The sequence below is a fragment of the Mycetohabitans sp. B46 genome, from assembly GCF_037389205.1.
Taxonomy (GTDB): Bacteria; Pseudomonadota; Gammaproteobacteria; order Burkholderiales; family Burkholderiaceae; genus Mycetohabitans.
Map to the genome: position 1 here is coordinate 227559 of NZ_JADBGL010000001.1, position 16502 is coordinate 244060.

Annotated in this window: 15 protein-coding genes and 2 pseudogenes; 6 read left to right on the forward strand and 11 right to left on the reverse strand. The window is 62.5% G+C overall.

Features of this window, described 5'->3' with window-relative positions:
• The first annotated feature begins 78 nt into the window (after positions 1-78).
• Positions 79-1362, forward strand: coding sequence for an amino acid deaminase (locus IHE30_RS01070; RefSeq protein ID WP_337688120.1), 1284 nt, complete (start codon positions 79-81; stop codon positions 1360-1362).
• Here IHE30_RS01070 and IHE30_RS01075 read toward each other — a convergent pair whose 3' ends face one another.
• Together IHE30_RS01075 and IHE30_RS01080 are read right to left on the reverse strand one after the other, a co-directional pair.
• A complete protein-coding gene (locus IHE30_RS01075; RefSeq protein ID WP_337688122.1) occupies positions 1363-1890 on the reverse strand; it encodes a MarR family winged helix-turn-helix transcriptional regulator in 528 nt (175 codons plus the stop codon).
• Positions 1891-1893: 3 nt separating this feature from the next.
• On the reverse strand, positions 1894-3492 hold the full coding sequence (locus IHE30_RS01080; protein ID WP_337688124.1) for an MDR family MFS transporter: 1599 nt from the start codon (positions 3490-3492) through the stop codon (positions 1894-1896).
• A 127-nt stretch (positions 3493-3619) separates the two neighbouring features.
• Between IHE30_RS01080 and IHE30_RS01085 the strand changes: the two genes are divergently transcribed.
• Positions 3620-4537 carry an EcsC family protein gene (locus IHE30_RS01085; protein WP_337688125.1) on the forward strand — a complete coding sequence of 306 codons (918 nt, stop codon included), beginning with the start codon at positions 3620-3622 and terminating at the stop codon, positions 4535-4537.
• 25 nt (positions 4538-4562) lie between these two features.
• Here IHE30_RS01085 and IHE30_RS01090 read toward each other — a convergent pair whose 3' ends face one another.
• The 4 genes and pseudogenes from IHE30_RS01090 to IHE30_RS15025 form a co-directional block, all read right to left on the reverse strand.
• Positions 4563-5477 carry an alpha/beta hydrolase gene (locus IHE30_RS01090; protein ID WP_337688127.1) on the reverse strand — a complete coding sequence of 305 codons (915 nt, stop codon included), beginning with the start codon at positions 5475-5477 and terminating at the stop codon, positions 4563-4565.
• Between the two features lie 104 nt (positions 5478-5581).
• Positions 5582-6011: pseudogene (locus IHE30_RS01095) on the reverse strand (CHRD domain-containing protein).
• Positions 6012-6111: 100 nt separating this feature from the next.
• The gene (locus IHE30_RS01100; RefSeq protein WP_337688128.1) at positions 6112-6522 is read right to left on the reverse strand and encodes a surface-adhesin E family protein; all 411 of its coding nucleotides are present in this window, start codon (positions 6520-6522) and stop codon (positions 6112-6114) included.
• A 301-nt stretch (positions 6523-6823) separates the two neighbouring features.
• A pseudogene (locus IHE30_RS15025) lies at positions 6824-6954 on the reverse strand (aldehyde dehydrogenase); the annotation flags it as partial.
• Positions 6955-6984: 30 nt separating this feature from the next.
• Between IHE30_RS15025 and IHE30_RS01105 the strand changes: the two are divergent.
• The gene (locus IHE30_RS01105; protein ID WP_337688131.1) at positions 6985-7938 is read left to right on the forward strand and encodes a 5'-nucleotidase; all 954 of its coding nucleotides are present in this window, start codon (positions 6985-6987) and stop codon (positions 7936-7938) included.
• A gap of 208 nt (positions 7939-8146) precedes the next feature.
• Here the strand turns inward: IHE30_RS01105 and IHE30_RS01110 are convergent, their stop codons facing one another.
• From IHE30_RS01110 to IHE30_RS01120, 3 genes are all read right to left on the reverse strand, one after another.
• Entirely contained in the window at positions 8147-8335 is a 189-nt protein-coding gene (locus IHE30_RS01110; RefSeq protein WP_337688133.1) for a hypothetical protein, read from the reverse strand.
• Positions 8336-8500: 165 nt separating this feature from the next.
• Complete coding sequence (locus tag IHE30_RS01115; protein ID WP_337688135.1) at positions 8501-9037, reverse strand: single-stranded DNA-binding protein; 537 nt, start codon at positions 9035-9037, stop codon at positions 8501-8503.
• 54 nt (positions 9038-9091) lie between these two features.
• Complete coding sequence (locus IHE30_RS01120; protein ID WP_337688377.1) at positions 9092-10267, reverse strand: MFS transporter; 1176 nt, start codon at positions 10265-10267, stop codon at positions 9092-9094.
• On the opposite strand from IHE30_RS01120, the gene IHE30_RS01125 reads away from it, so the two are divergent.
• The 3 genes from IHE30_RS01125 to IHE30_RS01135 are packed head-to-tail and all read left to right on the forward strand — an operon-like array spanning position 10194 to position 14491.
• On the forward strand, positions 10194-10388 hold the full coding sequence (locus IHE30_RS01125) for a hypothetical protein (protein ID WP_337688411.1): 195 nt from the start codon (positions 10194-10196) through the stop codon (positions 10386-10388). The two genes, IHE30_RS01120 and IHE30_RS01125, sit on opposite strands and share 74 nt — an antisense overlap.
• A gap of 45 nt (positions 10389-10433) precedes the next feature.
• Positions 10434-13307 carry an excinuclease ABC subunit UvrA gene (gene uvrA / locus IHE30_RS01130; RefSeq protein ID WP_337688137.1) on the forward strand — a complete coding sequence of 958 codons (2874 nt, stop codon included), beginning with the start codon at positions 10434-10436 and terminating at the stop codon, positions 13305-13307.
• Positions 13308-13366: 59 nt separating this feature from the next.
• Complete coding sequence (locus tag IHE30_RS01135; RefSeq protein WP_443193564.1) at positions 13367-14491, forward strand: AI-2E family transporter; 1125 nt, start codon at positions 13367-13369, stop codon at positions 14489-14491.
• Between the two features lie 129 nt (positions 14492-14620).
• Here the strand turns inward: IHE30_RS01135 and purU are convergent, their stop codons facing one another.
• Together purU and IHE30_RS01145 are read right to left on the reverse strand one after the other, a co-directional pair.
• On the reverse strand, positions 14621-15490 hold the full coding sequence (gene purU, locus IHE30_RS01140) for a formyltetrahydrofolate deformylase (RefSeq protein WP_337688138.1): 870 nt from the start codon (positions 15488-15490) through the stop codon (positions 14621-14623).
• Positions 15491-15567: 77 nt separating this feature from the next.
• Complete coding sequence (locus IHE30_RS01145) at positions 15568-16476, reverse strand: NUDIX hydrolase (RefSeq protein ID WP_337688140.1); 909 nt, start codon at positions 16474-16476, stop codon at positions 15568-15570.
• Between the last annotated feature and the right edge of the window lie 26 nt (positions 16477-16502).

A 16502-nucleotide genomic window follows, 5' to 3' on the forward strand; every position in this document is an offset into this window, starting at 1 on the left:
AGGTCAACCCCCGTATTTTTGGCTTATCGTTGCCAGCACCCCGATCGTGATAACGCCACCCACGGAGCCCGTATCCCGATGAAAGTTACAAATTATCTGCAAGCGACGATCGACCCGTTGTCCAAGGGATTGGGCGTGCTGTCAAGCGCGAGTGTGCCGCTGCGCGACGCGGCGCGACTGGCGTGGAACCTGTTGGCCGAAGACGTCAGCTTGCCGGCGGCGGTGCTGTACCGTGAACGCGTCCGGCACAACCTCGCTTGGATGCAGCAATTCGTCGATCAATATCAGGTGAAGCTCGCGCCGCACGGCAAGACGACGATGGCGCCACAGTTGTTCCGCATGCAGTTGGACGGCGGCGCATGGGGTATCACGCTGGCCACCGCCCATCAGACGCGCGCCGCCTATCATGGCGGCGTCGCCCGGGTATTGATGGCCAACCAGTTGGTGGGCAAGCGCAACATGGCGATCATTGCCGAGTTGCTGACCGATCCGGACTTCGAGTTCTACTGCCTAGTCGACTCGGCCGAGGGCGTCGACCAACTCGGCGCGTTTTTCCAGCATGCGCGCCGTCCGCTGAACGTGCTGATAGAGCTTGGCGTGGCGGGCGGACGCACTGGCGTGCGCGACGCTGCACAGCGCGATGCGGTGCTCGCCGCATTGGCAAGGTGGCCCACCAGCCTGGCGTTAGCGGGCATCGGACTCTATGAGGGCGTACTATCCGATGAATCCGCCGTGCGCACGCTGCTGCGTGAAGCGGTCACGCTCGCGCGCGAACTGCTGACGCAGCGTCGCTTCGCGCGCATGCCGGCATTACTTTCCGGCGCCGGATCTGCATGGTACGACGTGGTCGCCGACGAACTCTCCCACGCGGGCGACGCGGCACACGTCGAAGTGATACTGCGTCCCGGTTGCTATTTGACGCATGACGCAGGCCTTTACAAAAAAGCGCAGGCGCAGATCCTCGCGCGCAACCCGATTGCCCGGCGCATGGGCGAGGGGTTGCTGCCAGCGCTGCAGCTATGGGCGTATGTGCAATCAGTGCCCGAGACGGACTGCGCGATCGTCGCGCTCGGCAAGCGCGACGCGGCGTTTGACGCCGGCCTGCCGGTGCCGGCACGCCACTACCGACCGGCCGACGGCACGCGCCAGCCGCGCGAGGTAAGCGCCGAGGACGGCTGGGAAGTCACCGGGATGATGGACCAGCATGCCTATCTGCGGATTAAGCCCGGGTCGAACATCCGCGTCGGCGATATGATTGGGTTCGATATTTCGCATCCGTGCCTAACATTCGACAAGTGGCGCAACCTGCTGATGGTCGATGACGCGTATAACGTGGTCGAAGTCATCGAGACGTTCTTCTAGTCATTCGATGGCTGGCATGTCGCCGCGCTCGGCCGGAACTGGCGGCTTGCCATGCGTCACGCAACGCTCGATGTCCTTGAGCGCTTCCTCGAGCGCATGCAGCGCATCGTCGGACAGTGCCCCGAGCGCACTCGCAAGAAACGCGTTGCGGCGCGGCAGCCCGTGCTCGACTGCCTGACGCCCCGCGTCCGTCAGCACGACATTGGTCAACCGGTTGTCCCGCTCGTCCGTACTGCGAGCGATCCAGCCGAGGCTTTCGAGTTGCTTCAACTGCCGGGTCAACGCGCCCGGGTCGATGCTGAGCCGTTCCACGAGCCGCTTTTGCGACAGACTCAGTCCGCCGTGCGACGCACCGTCACGGCTCGCCGCCCCCGTGCTCTGCTCGACAAGCCGTGCGTGGTCGTAGAGTGCGAGTAGGATCCGCCAGCGAGGCAACGGCAAACCGACACGCGATTCGAATGCGCTCATGAATGCCCGGTAGGCCCGGCCAAATTGTTGAAATATCGCGATTTGCTCTTGCAGTTCCACGGCCTACTCCGTCATTGTCGGCTCATGCTTGGCGGAGCGCGCCAGTTGGATGGGCGGCACGCGCCGGGCGTGCCACACCCCCCATACCGCGACAAGCGCGGCAAGCGCGATGCCTAGGTGAATCGCTCCCACCAATGCCTCGCGCACGCCCTCCAGGAGTACAGCACCATCGTGCCCGGCCGCGCCGACCTGCTGGATCAGTTGCTGCTGGGCTCGCCGGTCGATCAGCACTTGTGGATCGCCGAACGCGTCAAACCAGGCGCCGGCATGGCTGCGCGCAAGCGTATCGCGCACTGCGCTCGCATACCAATAGGACACCCATGTTCCGGTCACTGCGGTGCCGAGCATGCCGCCGATCATGCGCAATGACTGCAGCAACGCCGTGGCAATCCCCAGATGCTCGCGACCGGCGCTTTGCTGCGCGAAGACTGTCAGATTCGGCATCACGAAGCCCAGCCCGAGTCCGCCGAGCGCCATGAACACCATTAGCAACGCCTGCGGCATCGCTCGCGTGGACACCACCACGCCCGCGCACGACAATGCGAGCAGCGCAAAGCCAACGTGCAGCAGCGCATTGGGATGACGGATCCGCGTCACGATGCGCCCGTTCAGGATGCTGCCCAGCGTGATGCAGACCACCAGCGGCGTGACGACGAGACCCGCATCGCGAGGCGACAGGCCGAAACCGCCCTGGAGCAGCAACGGTACATAGAACAGCAGCGAGAACATCGAGAAGCCCACCAACAGCGACAACGCAAAGAGCACGGACAAGCTTCGCTGCCCGAACATGTCGATGGGCAGCATCGGCTGCGCTACGCGCCGCTCCCACTTCCATAGTCCCACCGCGCATAGCGCGCTGACCACGAGCAGCGCGCCAGTGCGGTACGTCAACCCGTGCTTAGGCAACAACTCGACGAATAGTTGCAAGCCACATAGCGAGGCCGCGATCAACACCGCCCCAAGCCAATCCAGCCGCATCCGACCCTGGTGCTGCGCCTGCCGCAAATGCGGCAAGCAACGCCAGACAAAGCACAGCGACAATAATCCGATTGGCAGATTCACGTAGAACACCGAGCGCCATCCGCAATACTGCGTTAGGACGCCACCGAGCGACGGGCCGACCGCATTGGCGATGCCGACCGCCGAACTCATCATGACTTGCCAGCGCAGCCGGACGTGCGCATCGGGGAACAAATCCGGAACACAGGCGAACGCCGTGCCAACTAGCATGCCACCGCCCACCCCCTGCAAGGCGCGCGCGAGCACGAGAAACAGCATGTCGTGCGCAAGCCCACACAGCGCCGAGGCCGCCGTAAACAGAATGATGGATGCAATGACAAATGGCTTACGGCCGTAGTAGTCACCCAACCGCCCGAAAATCGGCACGGTAATCACCGACGCTAACAAGTACACGGTAGCGACCCACGCGTACAGGTCAAAGTCTTTGAGGTCTGCCACGATGGTGGGCAGCGCAGTGCCCACCACGGTCTGGTCGAGCGCGACAAGCATCGTCACAAACGACAGGCCCAGCATCGCAAGCAGCGATTCGCGAAACGGCAGTACCTGCCCGCTCGAATGTTGAGCGGAAGAGTTGAATGGCATCTTTGCGTATACAATAATTGCCTTATCAATTGATTGAAATTATAGCAAGGAAAGACGCTCTAACGCATTCGCACGGACGGCCACGGCTGTCCTCGAATCGTTTTTTTGTGTTCCGGAGTTTAATGCGATGTCAAATGCGCTCACTGCCCCATCGAATGCGACCCTGCGGGATGCCGACCTGAAGGCGTTGCACCGCGCCAGGCAACTGTTGGAGCGCCCTGGCCTAGCGATCAAGCTGACCAGCGTGCTCGGCGCGCCGTTCGAGGCATTGCTGTCGCGCCTGCCGGCTGGTGCCAACGATAAAGTGCTCGATGCGACCCATATCGCGCTGCGCCGCTGCCTACGCGCCGCGCTGCACAGCCTGGGCCACCGCGACAGCGCGTTGCCGCTGTCCACCGAATACGATCCGATGATGGCCGATGCGGGAGCACGACCCGCCACGCTCGAAGCGATTGCGGCCCCGCGGCCGCGCAACTGGCTGCATAAGGTCGCGGTGGCCACCACGGGTGCGGCCGGCGGCGCATTCGGGCTCGTCGCCCTGCCGATCGAGCTGCCCGTCACGACGACCTTGATGTTTCGTTCGATCTGCGACATCGCTCGGAGCGAGGGCGAGGATCTGTCCACACTCGACGTGCAGCTCGAATGCTTGTCGGTGCTTGCCATGGGCCACACCGCAATTGGGCCAGGCCGCGCGGAGATGGGCTACTTCTTCGTTCGAGGCGCGCTGGCGCAAGCGGTATCGAAGGCCTCCTCCGACGTCGCGGCCAAAGGCTTCGCACATGGCATGGCTGCCCAGGCGTCCTCTGCATTGGCCCGGTTGATCAATGCCGTCGCCGCGCGCTTTTCGGTCCAGGTCGGCGAGCAACTCGCCGCCAAATCCGTGCCGGCGCTCGGCGCGGTGCTGGGCGCGCTGGTCAACGCGGCATTCATCGAGCATTTCCAGAACATGGCCCACGCGCATTTCACAGTGCGCCGGCTGGAGCGACGCTATGGCGAGCCGGCAGTGCGGGCCGCGTATGAGGCGATTGCGCGGCATGCGCCATGATGAGAACAACGCGCGTCGCATCGCGTCACGTCGCAACGCGCGTTATGAACTGTGCTGCCTCCCGCAGCGCGCGTCGCGCCTCAGGAAGAAACGGCGCATAGATCTGCCACACGTGCGGCATGTCCGGCCATATCCGGCACTGCGTCGACACGCCGACCTGGCGCGCATTGTGCGCGACGCGCACCGAGTCATCGAGCAGCACCTCGGTGCTACCCACCTGAATGAACAGCGGCGGCAACCCATGCAAATCTGCGTAGACCGGCGAGGCTAGCGGATGGGTCGACGATGCGTCGTCCAAGTACAGCTTCGCCGCGCGGCTAATCACCGGTCCGGCAAACATCGGATCTTGTCCATGATTAGAGACGATCGACGCGCCAGATGCGGCCAGATCGGTCCACGGCGAGAACAGCACGGCCCCGGCCGGCAACGGCTCACCCGCATCGCGCAGCGCAACCAGCGTGGCCAATGCGAGGCCGCCCCCCGCTGAATCGCCGGCGATCACAATGGAGCCGGGCGCGTGCCACGCAAGCAACGCGCGGTAAGCCGCGAGCGCGTCGTGCAGCGCGGCCGGAAACGGGTGTTCGGGTGCGAGCCGGTAGTCCAGCGCGAACAACGCAGCCCTTGCCCGTGCCGCCAGCTCGAACGTGATCGTGCGATGCGTGCGCGGCGAACAGAAGTAGTAGCCGCCGCCATGCAGATAGAGGACCACCGGGCGCCCGCGGTCTGGCACCGGCGGCTCGGATTCGAGCCATTCGCCGGCGAGCGGCGCACACGCACTGCCATAGCACTCACGCAGCCGGAATCCGGCCGGCGCCCTGGGCGTCCACCAACGCTTGTCGGCCTGCGCGCGCACGCGGCTCACGCTGATATCCGGCAGTTCGGTATACGGCCGGAAATACCGGCGCAGTCCCCACGACACGACGACGCGTTGCCAACTCACCGCGGCCTCCCGTTACATGCCGGCTTCATCATAACGGCGTTGCAGCATCAACGCATGGGCAAACGACTCTAGCGCACTTCCGCAAAATCTGCATGGACTCGGGGTCAGTTAGTCCGCAGCACTTGTCCGCGAATCTCGCCGCCGGGATTCTGCGCGGTATGGACGTTGAAGTACCATTTACCGGCCAGCAATTGGCCCGCCTGGTCGTCGTTCAGCGTCGCATGCCCATGAATGGGGCTGGCCAGCGCATGCTTGTCGATCGGCGCCGGCATTTTGGCCGACCGGTGCGGGCCCATGGAAGTGCGCGGCACTGACCGGACTGGACAAGTTGGCATAGGCGGCAGTCCATTGCAGGATCCGCGACGACGTATCATACGTCGCGTCGAGCGTGCCGTGCCCCCGGCTTGTCTTCGGCGGCACCTCACTCGATGGCTGAAGATCGGCCTTGAAGGTCACGGTGCCAGCATACACGAGGCTGGAGCCGGCAACGCCCAGCAAGGTGGCCACGGTGGCGAACAAACGGGTCGTTGTCATGCTTGCCTCCGAAACGGGTTGCGCGCTCCTGCTCGGGCCCACACTATATGGACACGCAGGCCGCGCGCCCATACTAATGGAAATCGCCCCGTCCGGCTCATCAGCAAAGCCTCGCGTGAATCTTGTCCATCACGGTGCCCGGCCCGATATCGATCCAGGCATCGCTTGTCGGCTTGTAGACGCCGGCGGGCGATCCGTCGGCACTCTCGTAGCTGGATTCGACCAGTCGCCATTGCTTGGCTTGGCAGTTCATCTGATAGCGACTGATCGATACCGCCACCGCGGCGATCGCGCCCGGCGGCTGCGCCGCGTCCCGCCACGTGGTCCGTGTCGAATAGGCGAGGTAGCCGTCCGGGTCCTTGCGTGCGCTGTCGGCGTCCAATTCATATGACAGGTCGCGCGCGCTCGACAGGGTCATCCACTGGACCGCTTGCGCCGGGCTGCCCGCTATCCCAATGCCCATTCCAATCCCCGCGCCGCACGCAAGTGCGAGTCTCCAGGCCTCACGCATTATTGTTCTCCACAATAACTGCAGCCAGCCGGCCCCGGGCCGACACGATATGATTCAACGTATGTAGTAGCATCGACGCTGTCCCCCGAACCATCAACGGGCGCTATGCTGAATAGTGGGCCCGGCCGCCCGATTCTGCGCGGGCGCATGTTGTAATTTAGTGCGAGTCCGCGGCCAACGCCACCGCTCATCCATGCTGCGCCATTCGATTGTGCAATGACAGCATGCCGATCCGTTCTCTATGCTGCTTCACGCAAACTCGGACTGGCGGCCACGGGGCTCAGCACATTGCTGCCATGCATCGCCGGCACGGCAACGTCCACCGTGCTGGTCCCGATTTGCGACCACCATTGATCTGTTTCTCGCCGCCGATGCCCCGCCAATTTCCGCCCCGCTCGAGCCAATGCTCACGTTCACGATGCCACAATCGCTGCTTTTAAACTCATCCTTACCCACCCGCCAATGCCTTACGAACTCACTAGTCGTCTTGTAATCGGACTTGCCTCTAGTGCACTGTTTGACCTGACTGAATCAGACGAGGTTTTTCGCACGGAAGGCGAAGATGCTTATAGAGCATACCAACGGGAAAAGCAACGCGTGCTGCTCAAGCCTGGAGTGGCTTTCGCCTTTATCCGTCGCCTGCTGTCCTTGAACGAATTGAGTCCCGACGATCCGTTGGTAGAGGTGATTCTGTTGTCAAGGAATGATCCGGACACCGGGATGAGGGTCATGGACTCGATTAAGAAATACAACCTAGACATTAGTCGCGCGCTTTTCTTGCAGGGCGGCGCTCCGCAACGGTACATCGCTCCACTCAACATTGCCTTATTTCTGTCGGCAAACCAGGCCGATGTACAGCAAGCCATACTCGCCGGGCACCCAGCCGGACAGGTTTTGGCGGGCGTCGTTCCTGGTGACACAGATTCTGGTGAACTGCGCATCGCATTCGACTTCGACGGCGTGATTGCCGATGATGCGGCCGAGGCAATTTATCATGCTAATGGGCAACTTGATGAGTTTCACCAGTACGAGCAAAAACTTATCGACGTTCCGCACAGTCCAGGACCACTGGCTACATTTCTAAAAAAGCTTTCTGTCATCCAGAAAATTGAGCAAAAACGGCTGTCGAGTGATCCTCAGTACAAGCAAAAGCTAAGAATCTCAATCGTTACCGCGCGAAATGCCCCATCGCACGAAAGGGTTATCACTACAATGCGAGCATGGGGCATATCGATCGATGAAGCTTTCTTCTTGGGCGGCGTCGAAAAGCGACTAGTTCTTGAATTTTTACAACCCCATATCTTTTTCGACGATCAACGATTGCATCTGGATGCCGCTGCAAGAGTGCTCCCTTGCGTTCATATACCGTTCGGGGTTAGAAATCAAAAAGGGGCATACACACCGTTAAGTAGCTAACGCGGCTAGCGTGCTGCAACGATCAGTGCATACATCAATGCGCTCGACGCCGTGCTGGCCTTACCCGTCGCGTGACAGACGCCAGCTGAGCAGTTCCCAGATATGGCAGTCGATCACTGTGCCAATGTCACCCAACCTGCTAACTCATCAGTCGAAAGATCCGCTGCACGGGGTGCTTGTCGACTCCCAGCAGATGCGCCATCGCCCGTTAGGCGAACGATGGCAATTCCTCAATCCATGCCTTGATCGGCTCAGCAAAACAAGCTTGCACCTTCGGCTCGAACTTGACCGATCGGTAATACACCGTGCGGCGCGGCACCTCGAACCAGCGGCACGGCTGCGAAATCGAGACGGTGATGCCTTTTTCTTTAAGTTTTTGGCGGATGGTCTCGATCACTTCTTATGCCCCACACCGTTCTTCGCGCTTGTTACAGCTTGACTGGTACTCGGCTGAGCTTGCCGAGGCGGCCCGGCGCAAAAAGGGTAACCAAGAAAAAAGCCTGCAACCTTCATGATTGCAGGCTTTTGTTTACACAGAATTTACACAGGAAAAAGTTAATTTTCAGAACGGAATATCATCGTCCATCTCGTCGAAGCCACCGCCGGCAGGCGCGCTGGGCCGGCTCGCACCGCCGCCCGCACCCTGGCGTGCGCCACCCGACGCGCGCCCGCCACCAGCACCGCCGCCTTCGCCCCGCGAATACCCGCCCGACGCGCCACCGCCGAAGTCATCGCCACCGCCGCCACCCCCACCACCTGAGCCGCCACGGCCGCCCAGCAACTGCATGCTATCCGCGACGATTTCGGTCGAGTAACGGTCCTGGCCGCTCTGATCCTGCCATTTACGGGTGCGGATACGCCCTTCGACGTACACCGGCGAGCCCTTCTTCAAGTATTCGGCGGCGATCTCCGCCAAGCGGCCGAAGAACACCACGCGGTGCCATTCGGTCAGTTCCTTGAATTCGCCCGATGCCTTGTCCTTGTATCGGTCCGTCGTTGCCAGACGAATGTTGGTCACCGCATCGCCGCTTGGCAGGTAGCGCGTTTCCGGGTCGGCGCCGAGATTGCCGACAAGGATCACTTTGTTGACGGATGCCATATGCCTTTCTCCAGTTTGATTCGATACGCGTTACACGAGGCGTCGGATGCGCAGTCAATGCGCGCCGCGGCTGCCCGCTGGCGACGGCACCCTCATTGGGGCCGCGATTATAAGCCAAGCCAACACCAGCACGGAACAGGCCAGGAATACCGACGCCTCGCCATGCAGCTTGAGCAGCCAGCCGCCCATTACGCCACCCAGCGCGAGCCCAAGCGCCTGCGTCGTGTTATAGACGCCCATCGCGGCGCCCTTGCGCGTGCCCGGCGCGAGCTTCGATACCATCGACGGCTGCGACGCTTCCAGCACGTTGAACCCGGTAAAGTAAACGAGCAGGATGGCGGCTACCGCCATCATCGCATGGCCGACCTGGGACAGCGCAAGCTGGCCGATCAGAATAGCGACGATGCCCAAGAGCATCACGGCCTTCATCTGGCCCCGCTTCTCGGCCGCGATAATCGCCGGCACCATCAGCACGAACGCCAGTGCCATGACCGGCAGATAGACCTTCCAGTGCGACGCGACCGGCAGCCCAGCGCCGACCAGGATCCGCGGCACGACGACGAACAGCGCGGTCTGCGTCGCGTGTAGTGCGAACACGCCGAAGTTCATCCGCAACAATTCGCGGTGATGCAGCACCTCAGCGAACGGCGCCTTAACGTGGACCGGCGGTGACGCTGGATCGGGCACGATCCACAGCACCACTGCAATCGCTAACACCGATAGTACGCCGATTGCCGCGAACAGCCCACTCATGCCGATCACCGCATACAGCACCGGCGCGCCGACAATGGCCACCGCAAACGAGACGCCAATGCTGCCGCCGACCATCGCCATCGCCTTCGTGCGGTGATGCTCGCGAGTCAGATCGGCGATCAGCGCGAGCACGGCCGACGAAATCGCACCCGCGCCTTGCAGTGCGCGGCCGACGATGATCCAGTGGATAGTGTCGGCAAGCGCGGCCACCGCGGCCCCGAGCGCGAAGATCACCAACCCGGCGACGATCACCGGCTTGCGCCCGATACGGTCGGACAACCATCCGTAGAAAATATACAGCGCCGCCTGCGTCACGCCGTAGACGCCCAGCGCGATACCGACGAGCACCGTGTCGTCGCCGCCCGGGATCGTATGGGCGTAGACGGAGAACACCGGCATGATCATGAACAAACCGAGCATGCGCAACGCGAAAACTGATGCGAGTGAGACGGTCGCGCGCAACTCCGGCGCGCTCATTCGGGAAGAAGAAGCGGACGACGTGGACATCGAGATGAATTCCCGTCCATTCATGCACCCTGACCGGGTGTCAGACCTGCCCGTTGGGCGCTGGTACGGCGGTGAAGAAAAGTCGTTATAGTAGCAGGTTTGGCAGCAACGCCAGTGAAGCCGGCACCATCGCTCAATGGAAGAGATCCGCATCCGTGGGGCCCGCACCCACAACCTAAAAAACGTCAACCTTGATCTGCCGCGCCACAAGCTGATCGTGGTCACGGGGTTGTCGGGTTCCGGCAAGTCGTCGCTCGCCTTCGACACGCTGTACGCAGAGGGGCAGCGACGCTACGTCGAGAGCCTGTCCGCGTATGCGCGGCAATTCCTGCAGTTGATGGAGAAGCCGGATGTCGACCTGATTGAGGGTCTATCGCCGGCCATCTCGATCGAGCAAAAGGCAACGTCGCACAACCCGCGCTCCACGGTTGGCACCGTCACCGAGATCCACGATTACCTGCGACTATTGTACGCACGGGTGGGCACGCCGTACTGCCCGGATCACAGCATCGCCCTGCAGGCACAAAGCGTGTCGCAGATGGTCGACGCCGCGCTGGCCCTGCCCGAGGACACGAAACTGATGATTCTCGCGCCGGTCGTGGTTAACCGCAAGGGCGAGCACGCCGAGCTGTTCGAGCAGATGCAGGCGCAGGGCTTCATCCGCTTTCGCGTGCGCTCCGGCGGCGGCACTGCGCACGAAGGCGCCGCGCAAATCTATGACGTCGACGCGCTGCCCAAGCTGAAAAAGAACGACAAACATACGATCGACGTCGTCGTGGACCGACTCAAAGTGCGCCCCGACATGAAGCAGCGGCTCGCGGAGTCATTTGAGACCGCGCTGCGGCTCGCCGACGGTCGCGCGATCGCGCTGGAGATGGACAGCAGCACCGAGCATCTATTTAGCTCAAAGTTCGCGTGCCCGGTCTGCTCCTACTCACTGCAGGAACTTGAGCCGCGGCTGTTCTCATTCAACAACCCAATGGGTGCCTGCCCGGAATGCGACGGCCTAGGGCAAATCACCTTTTTCGACCCGAAGCGGGTGGTCGCGCATCCGTCGCTGTCGCTGGCCGCCGGCGCAGTGAAGGGTTGGGACCGGCGCAACCAGTTCTATTTTCAGATGCTGCAAAGCCTGGCGGCATTCTACGAGTTCGACATCGAAACAGCGTTCGAGGACCTGCCCGAGGCGGTGCGCCAGTCCGTGCTGTACGGTTCCGGCGAACAGCTCATCCCCTTCTCGTACATGAACGAGCGCGGCCGCGCGTCGGTACGCGAGCATCCGTTCGAAGGCATTATCCGCAATTTAGAGCGCCGCTACCGGGAAACCGATTCGGCGGCGGTGCGCGAGGAACTGGCCAAATACCAGAACAACCAGGCGTGCCCCGCATGCGAGGGCACCCGGCTGCGGCGTGAGGCACGCCATGTGAAGATCGGCCCCGACAGCGACGCGCGGGCAATCTTCGAGGTGAGCGGCTGGCCGCTGCGCGACGCGCTAGGTTACTTTCAGACACTGAAGCTGGACGGCGCCAAGCGCGAAATCGCCGACAAGGTGGTCAAAGAAATCGTCGCGCGCCTAAGGTTCCTGAACAACGTCGGGCTCGATTACCTGTCGCTGGAGCGCAGCGCGGACACGCTGTCCGGCGGTGAGGCGCAGCGCATCCGCCTCGCGTCGCAGATTGGCTCGGGCCTGACCGGCGTGATGTATGTGCTCGACGAGCCGTCGATCGGGCTGCATCAGCGCGACAACGACCGGTTGATCGGGACATTGAAGCACCTACGCGACCTAGGCAACTCGGTCATCGTCGTGGAGCACGACGAGGACATGATCCGGATGGCCGATTACGTGGTGGACATGGGCCCGGGCGCCGGCGAGCACGGCGGCATGGTGGTCGCACGCGGCACGCCGCAGCAAATCGAGAGCGACGCCGCCTCGGTCACCGGCCAGTATCTTTGTGGCGCGCGACAGATCGCGGTGCCGCAGCAGCGGCGCGCACCGGACGAGCGCCGGCTGCAAATCGTACAGGCCTACGGCAACAACCTGAAGCACGTGACGCTGGACCTGCCGGTGGGCCTGCTCACCTGCGTGACCGGTGTATCGGGCTCGGGCAAATCCACATTAATCAACGATACGCTGTACCATGCGGTCGCGCACCATCTGTACGGCTCGGCGGCCGAGCCCGCCCCGCACGAGGCCATCGACGGACTGGAGCATTTCGACAAGGTAATCAACGTCGATCAGTCGCCGATTGGCCGTACGCCACGCTCGAACCCGGCCACCTATACCGGCCTGTTTACGCCGATCCGGGAGTTATTCGCCGGCGTGCCGGCGGCCAAGGAGCGCGGCTATGATCCAGGACGATTTTCGTTCAACGTCAAGGGTGGACGCTGCGAGTCGTGCCAGGGCGACGGCGTGCTGAAAGTGGAGATGCACTTTTTGCCCGATGTCTACGTGCCATGCGACGTGTGCCACGGCAAGCGATACAACCGGGAGACGCTCGAAATCCAGTACAAGGGCTGCAGCATCAGCGAAGTGCTCGACATGACGGTCGAACACGCGTATGAGTTTTTCCGCGCGGTGCCGGTGGTGGCGCGCAAGCTCAAGACGCTGCTCGACGTGGGTCTCGGCTACATCCGGCTGGGCCAGTCCGCGACCACATTGTCCGGCGGCGAAGCACAACGAATCAAGCTTTCACTGGAACTGAGCAAGCGCGACACCGGTCGCACGCTTTATATCCTGGATGAGCCGACGACGGGCTTGCACTTCCACGATATCGCGCTGCTGCTGGAAGTCATTCACCGATTGCGCGATCATGGCAATACGGTTGTCATCATCGAGCATAATCTTGACGTGATCAAGACGGCGGATTGGGTCATCGACCTCGGACCGGAGGGGGGCGCCGGCGGTGGTCAAATCATCGCGCAGGGCACGCCGGAACACGTGGCACAATCAAAGGCAAGCTTCACCGGCAAGTATCTAGCGCCCCTGCTCGGCGCACGCCAGACGCGGGCCTGACGCATGCGCTACGCTGCGCCAACGCCCGTGCGAACAAATAGTCGTAACGAGGATTGGGGATGGCAACAGAATATGAAGCGGCGCGCCCGAGCGATGGCGACGACGGACGTGGCTCGGCGCAGGGGCCGCGTCCAGTGCAGCCGCTTCCGGCGCGCAACGTGAATCCACCGGGCCCTGCGTCGTTGCCCCGGCTCGCGCCGGTGGATATCGCCAGCTACCTATTCATGGTCGCCGCGATGGTGCTAGTCATCGAGCTGAAACTGCTCGGCGCGCTGCTGGCAGGGCTACTCGTTTATCAGGTCGTGCACCAAATCTCGCCGCGCCTGGAGCGTCATCTGTCCAGCCAGCGCGCGCGGTGGTTCGCGGTCGTGTTCGTCGCCTGCACGGTGGTCGCCGTCTTCACCGGCATCTCGCTGGGCATCGCACAGCATCTAGAAAAGCACGTCACCAGCGTGCAAGCGCTGTTCGAGCAGGTAATGCGATTTTTCGATCAGGAACGTGCGCGGCTTCCGGCTTGGGCGTTGACGTATCTGCCGAGCAACGCCGCTGAGATCGAATCAAAAATTACTGTCTTGCTGCACTCGCACGCGACGCAGCTGCAGGAGGGGGGCAAGACGGCGATGCGCGGCATCACGCACGTGCTGCTCGGCATGATCCTCGGCGCGATCGTGGCCGTCGGCGCGCAGCATCACGCGACTCGCGCACCGCTGTCCGCGGCGCTGGTCACGCGGGTATCGCGCTTCGCCGACGCGTTTCGGCGGATCGTGTTCGCGCAGATCAAGATTTCAGCGGTCAATGCGTTCTTCACCGGCCTCTACTTGCTTGTCGCCCTGCCGCTGTTTCATTCGCGGCTGCCGCTGTCCAAGACGCTGGTGATCTTCACGTTCGTGGTTGGCCTGTTGCCGGTGGTCGGCAACCTGATCTCGAACACCGTGATCGTGCTGATCTCGCTGGCTTCCGGGATCGGCGTCGCGATTTCGTCACTCGCGTTCCTGGTGGTGATCCACAAGCTCGAGTACTTTTTGAACGCGCGTATCGTCGGCGGCGAGATCGAGGCCAAGGCGTGGGAACTATTGATCGCGATGCTGGTGATGGAAGCGGCGTTTGGGCTGCTTGGCGTCATCGCGGCGCCGATCTTCTATGCTTACATCAAGCGTGAGTTGGTGCTCTCTAAGCTGATCTGAGCACGCGCGGCACACGCCACCGCGCCGCCCGCCCGCAGTGCACGATGCCTTGGCCAACGCCTGCGCCCGTCAGCGCCCGCGCCTCGCCAGCACCGATGTGCTAAGCGTGTCCGTGGGCGATGCACTGAGTCAGCGAAATACCACGGTCTTCGTGTCGTTGAGCACGATGCGGTGCTCAACGTGCCACTTCACCGCCCGCGCAAGGGTCACGCACTCGACGTCCCGGCCCACGGCCGTCAGTTCGTCGGGCGTCATGCTATGGTCGACGCGTTCGACTTCCTGCTCAATGATCGGACCTTCATCCAGATCCGTGGTCACGTAGTGCGCGGTGGCGCCGATCAGCTTCACACCGCGGTCGAACGCCTGGTAGTACGGTTTCGCTCCCTTAAAGCTGGGCAAAAACGAATGATGGATATTGATGGCCCGGCCGGCCAGCTTCTCGCACAGCTCGCCCGATAGAATTTGCATATAACGCGCCAGCACGACGAGGTCCACGCCGTGGTGCTCGACCAACTCCAGAACGCGGGATTCCTGTGCCGCCTTGGCCCGCGGCGTGCCGTCGGCCAGCGGTAAATAGTGAAACGGGATGTTGTAGCTCGCCGCGAGTTGGTAGAAGTCCTGGTGGTTCGATACGATCGCCGGGATCTCGATCGCAAGCTGACCGGTGCGGTAACGGAACAACAAGTCATTCAGACAATGTCCGATCTTGGACACCATGATCATCACGCGCGACTTGACGTTCGCATCGTGCAATTCCCAGCGCATGCCGAATTGCTCGGCCAGCGTCGCGAAACTGGCACGCAGCGCGTGTAGGCCGGGATCACCGCCCACCTGCTGAAAATGCACACGCATGAAGAACTCGCCGGTGCGACTGTCGCCGAACTGTGCGGAATCCAGAATATTGCTGCCTCGCTCGAACAGGAATCCGGACACCGCATGCACGATGCCCGGCCGGTCGGCGCAGGCGAGTTTGAGAATGAAGCTGTGTTCGGTGGCCATGCCATCACCCCTTGTTTAATTCGTCACCGGGTAATACGGTTGGATAAGTCTGCCGGTGCCAGCCGACGCAGCGGCGTTCAATCGCCGGGCGCCTGCAGCAGTATGTCGAAAGCGCCGCATTCGGCGGAATCGAGCCAGCCACGGCGCAACAGGCAATCGAGCGTCGCCAGGCTCGCATCGACGGTCATCCGACCAGCGCGAACCACGTCGAGCAATTGCGTGCGCGACACCAGCTGGTGCTCGGCAACTTCCCCGTCGATACTGCGCGGCGCAAAATCATCGGGCAGCAGCAGATCGTAGACGAACAGTTGCTCGGCCTGCGTACCCTCATCAATTTCCTGCAAAATGTGAAGCGTGCGCCCCGCGCTGGCCATGCGCACGAGCAACGCGTCGATGCCGGATTCTTCGTACGCTTCCTTCACCAACGTGTCAAACACCGGCAGCCCCCAGCCGATTCCGCCGCCAACCAGGTTGTCGAGCATGCCGGGATCGGTCGGCTTCGTGTCGCTGCGGCGCGCGATCCAGAAGTACGGCTCACCGTCCGCGCCGCGCGGCGCAACCGGCGAAGCGCCGCCGCCGAGGCGTAGCGGCGGCACGTCGCGGTCGAAGCCCCCCACCACGCCGTTCAGATGAACGGCGTATGTCGTCGTGCCAAAGAACCGCGACGCTGCGCGTTCAATGAATGCGAGTGGCGGGTCGTCAAATGCATTGCGAATCGCATAGGTCTCATTGCGCCATGCGCGAATCCGGCCGTGCGCGGCCAGCGCACCAATGACCGAGCCCAGTGCGGCGCTGCGCGCCTGGACGGTATCGAATGCATCGGCCAGCACGACGCAGCGCTCGCTGATGGTGAACACGTCCGGCCAGCGCGTGAGCCAACGCACGTCGTCCGCACGAATCCAGCCAACCGGCTGCTCGCCGATCACGAATCGCAGATGCTGGTCGCGCCGGAAACGGCGCGCGGCGTCAATGCAGCCCCAAGTCATCGCCGATGCCCTTTACGCGTAAAACC